The 3,801-nt window shown below is 52.6% G+C and carries 4 protein-coding genes; all 4 read right to left on the reverse strand.

Annotated elements, in window-relative coordinates:
- Positions 1-696: proton-conducting transporter membrane subunit (locus QF669_00785; GenBank protein MDP6455979.1), on the reverse strand; the 696-nt coding region annotated here is incomplete at its 3' end.
- A gap of 14 nt (positions 697-710) precedes the next feature.
- The gene (locus tag QF669_00790; protein MDP6455980.1) at positions 711-2,402 is read right to left on the reverse strand and encodes a Na(+)/H(+) antiporter subunit D; all 1,692 of its coding nucleotides are present in this window, start codon (positions 2,400-2,402) and stop codon (positions 711-713) included.
- Positions 2,392-2,667 (reverse strand): hypothetical protein, encoded by a 276-nt coding sequence (locus QF669_00795; GenBank protein MDP6455981.1) that lies wholly within the window; start codon positions 2,665-2,667, stop codon positions 2,392-2,394. The genes QF669_00790 and QF669_00795 overlap by 11 nt, the downstream gene beginning before the upstream one ends.
- An 8-nt stretch (positions 2,668-2,675) precedes the next feature.
- The coding region (locus tag QF669_00800; GenBank protein ID MDP6455982.1) for a proton-conducting transporter membrane subunit at positions 2,676-3,801 on the reverse strand (1,126 nt) is incomplete at its 5' end.

Consider the following 3,801-nt stretch of genomic DNA (forward strand, 5'->3'; position numbering starts at 1 on the left):
CATATGAAACGGCACGACAGCTACCTTAAAGGCAAAACCGACGATAAGCAGTCCTATCCCAAGATCCAATACTGCACTTGAAAAAACATTACCCGAGGCGATTGCAGCGGCAATACCTTCGAAATTCGTTGTTCCGGTAGCGCCGTAAGCGAGGGCGGCTCCGAAGAGAAAAAAACCTGTTGAGAAGGCGCCGAGAAGTAGATACTTGAGCCCCCCTTCATTGCTCAAAACATCGTGTCTCAAAAATCCCACAAGAACGTAGAGTGACAGCGACAACAGTTCCAGTCCCAAGAATACAACAACGAGGTCATTGGCTCTGGTCATCAGCATCATACCGATGGTTGCAAAGAGGATAAGGCTGTAGTACTCGCCGCGGAGTTCCCCACCCCTCCTTTCAAGATACACCTGCGCCACCAAGAGCGCGGCCAAAGCTACGGCGAGGTACAGGAAATCGAAGAAGGTCGAATAACTGTTGAGCGTCAGCATGCCGCCGAAAAGCCTCATTTCAGCGCCGCTGTTCTGCCAGACGTACCCTCCAGCCACAGCGATACCGAACAGGCTCAGAATCAGCATAACCTGCCGCCGCGGCTTCGCCAGCATCTCGAAAGTCAGGATGACAACAGCGGTCAGTAGTAGTGAAACTTCGGGTAGGATGCCTCGAAAGTCGGTAGCTGTGAAGTAAAGAGAAAAATCCATGTCAGATCATTCCATCAGTAGTAATAGAATAACAGAAATACAGCCAGCACTATAACTACCATCAATACACTTCTGCCTGTCAACCAGGTTCGTCCCCAAAGACCTTGCGGATCGTGGTGGCGCTGCAATTGTCGAATGGTCGAGGAGACCAAGACTCTACCACCGCGATAAACCTGATTCTTAACCGGTTCGGCGGCCCGCACGGCAGATCGGAGGAGTGCCGGAACAAAGCGACGGTATATCCAGTCACTATCGAGATTAGTTGAAGGGATTTCCGGCGTCTCAAGGTGTTTGCGTGCCAGTATCGCAAAAGCCAGTAGCGCAAACATCAGAAGCTGCAATTGCGTGATGACGTGACTCGACGTATAGGGCTCAAAGTTTGTGGCATGGGGCAGGATCTGGTAGAGCGGATAGCGGTAGACACCGATTGTAACACATAATGCGGCAGTCAGACCCATGGCGATACGCATATTCAGGGGCGCCTCTTTATACCGAATGCCGGAATCGCGCCCAAAGAATCCGTAGAACGGAATCTTGATGCCCGAGTGGTGCATCACCCCCGCCGAGGCAAACAGCAACGCAAACCAGGAAATTGTGAATCCCCCCTGTGCGACCGCCGTCAGAGTCATAGACTTGGTGACAAATCCACTCAGAGGCGGAAAGGCCGAAATGGAGGCCGCTCCTATAAGACAGCAGACCGTGGTAAAGGGCATCGATTTGTAAAGGCCCCCCAGTTCAGATGCCTTGATGGTGCCCGTCCGGTAGAGGACGGCACCCATGGACATGAAAAGTAGAGCTTTATAGAGAATGTGAGCAAAGGCGTGTGAGACGGCCCCGTTGATTCCCATAGCAGTCCCGACTCCAATGCCGGCAACCATGAAACCGAGCTGATTGTTGAGGCTGTACGCCAGCACCCTTCTCAGGTCGTTTTCGATGACAGCGTAGAAGATCGGGAAGACCGTCATGACAGCGCCGATGGGGATAAGAATCTCGGTGCCCGGAAATCCACGGGCCAAGGTGTAGATCGCCAGCTTAGTGGTGAAAGCACTCAGGAAGACAGTACCTGTCACTGTCGCTTCCGGATAGGCATCCTGCAGCCAGTTGTGGAGAAGTGGAAAAGCACACTTGATACCGAAAGCGGCAAAGATCAAGGTAGTTCCCAGACTGTTCAAGCCGAGGTAACCGAACGCGATGGATCCTGTTTCGTGAAGGTGGAGCAGAGTCCCCGCCAGCAGGAGAACGCCAGAGCCTACCTGAATGATCAGGTATCTCATGCCGGCGGCATAAGCCCGCCTGTTCCGTCGCGCCCAGATCAGAAAGACCGAAGCAACGGCTGTCAGTTCCCAGTAGACGAAGAGCGTGATCAGGTCACCGGCAAAAACCGCCCCGATTGCACTGCCCACATAGGCGAGCCCGGTGACATGCTGCAGATTGTCTTTTACATGCAGGGCGTAGATCACGCTGACGAAAGCCGCAATATGAAAAATGTAGCCAAAAAGCAAACTGAGCTTGTCAACGCGCACCATAGTCAAGCTGTAGTCGAACAGCACGATTTCTCCATAGAATCCCTCGTTAAAACCGAGGAGGTGGAGAAGGCTCAATAGCGGAAGGGCGAGTAGATAGATTGACTTAATCCTTCCTCTCAACAACGGCACGATTAACGACCCGAGAATAAGGATTGCGGCCGGCGGAAGATTAGCGATCATAGTAGTCTTCCTCTCGCCTGACAGTCCAGCGCCATATCCATCCGGCGAGAACTATGAATGAGTATGCAATGAAACCGAAGAGAGCATAAAACCCCATCCACCCTTCGGCTGAGTAGACAATATGTTTGTGGTACACTATTCCCATGAGATCCATTACATCGGGCAGAAACAGGAGGATGCAGACCACCAAGAGTATGCGGAAAAGTCTGGTTATATTTTCAGGGCGGTCGAGCCAGTAAGTTTTATTCTGATCTGTTTTCATCATCCTTTTTCCTACGGTCGCACAATGGGAGTCAGCAAACGGTAGAGGTCACCGGCATAAAAGAACAGAACCAGACATCCCAAGGCTGTCAGGCAGAGCGGCACCACACAGAGCACGGGAGCCTCCTTAATCCCGTTCCGGTCTGAACCGTCGGCCGATTGGAGGAAAAATGCCCGCGCCGGGATCGGCATCAGGTAGGCGATATTCAGCAGCGAACTGATCATCAACACTGCAATAAAGATATTCTGGTGAGCCTCAGCAGCTCCCAACGCCAGATACCACTTGCTCCACGAGCCGCCCATGGGCGGTAACCCGATCACGCTTAGCGCGCCGATCAAGAATGCCAGCATGGTGAACGGCATGCTCCTGCCGATCCCCGCCATCTGGCTTACCTCCGTCTTGTGAGTCGCTACCATGACGGCCCCGGCACAGAAGAACAGGGTTATCTTACCCATGGCATGCATGGCAATATGCATGCCGCCACCCAACACACTCATCTTGGTAGCCAATGCTGCCCCGAGAACAATATAAGACAGCTGGCTAATGGTAGAGTAAGCCAGCCGTGCCTTCAGATTGTCTTTTGTCAGTGCAACCAGCGAGGCGGCAATCAATGTGAAACTAGCTGCATAACAGAGCCATAACGCGTAGTTACCATCAGTGAGGAACTCGATGCCAAAGACATAGACGATAATTTTCAATACTGTGAATACCCCTGCCTTCACCACTGCTACTGCGTGGAGGAGTGCGCTCACGGGAGTTGGAGCGACCATGGCCGCCGGCAGCCAGTGGTGGAACGGCATCAGGGCTGCCTTTCCTGTACCGAACACGAAAAGTGCAAGCAGTAGGAGCGCGCGCCACCCCTCAAAATGGCCGGAAACGATGCCGCCGGGTCTGAACTCCAGAGTTCCGGTTGTCTGCCAGGTCCAGACTATAGCCAGGAGCAGGAATGATACCGATGTAAAAACGAGGATGCCCAGATAACTTCGCCCCGCTTTAACAGCTTTCTCACTTCCTGCATGAGTAACCAGCGGATAGGTTGAAAAGGTCAATAGTTCATAGAACAGAAACAGGGTAAGAAGATTACGTGCAAAAGCAATGCCTAAGGCGGCAGAGATGGCGATGGCAAAACAGACAAAG

The sequence above is a fragment of the Candidatus Neomarinimicrobiota bacterium genome (genome assembly GCA_030743815.1).
Lineage (GTDB): Bacteria > Fidelibacterota > Marinisomatia > Marinisomatales > S15-B10 > UBA2146.

Coding starts and splice junctions, on each gene's coding strand:
- QF669_00790 (MDP6455980.1), bottom strand. CDS start 2,402: ATGATCGCTAATCTTCCGCCGGCCGCAATCCTTATTCTCGGGTCGTTA.
- QF669_00795 (MDP6455981.1), bottom strand. CDS start 2,667: ATGATGAAAACAGATCAGAATAAAACTTACTGGCTCGACCGCCCTGAA.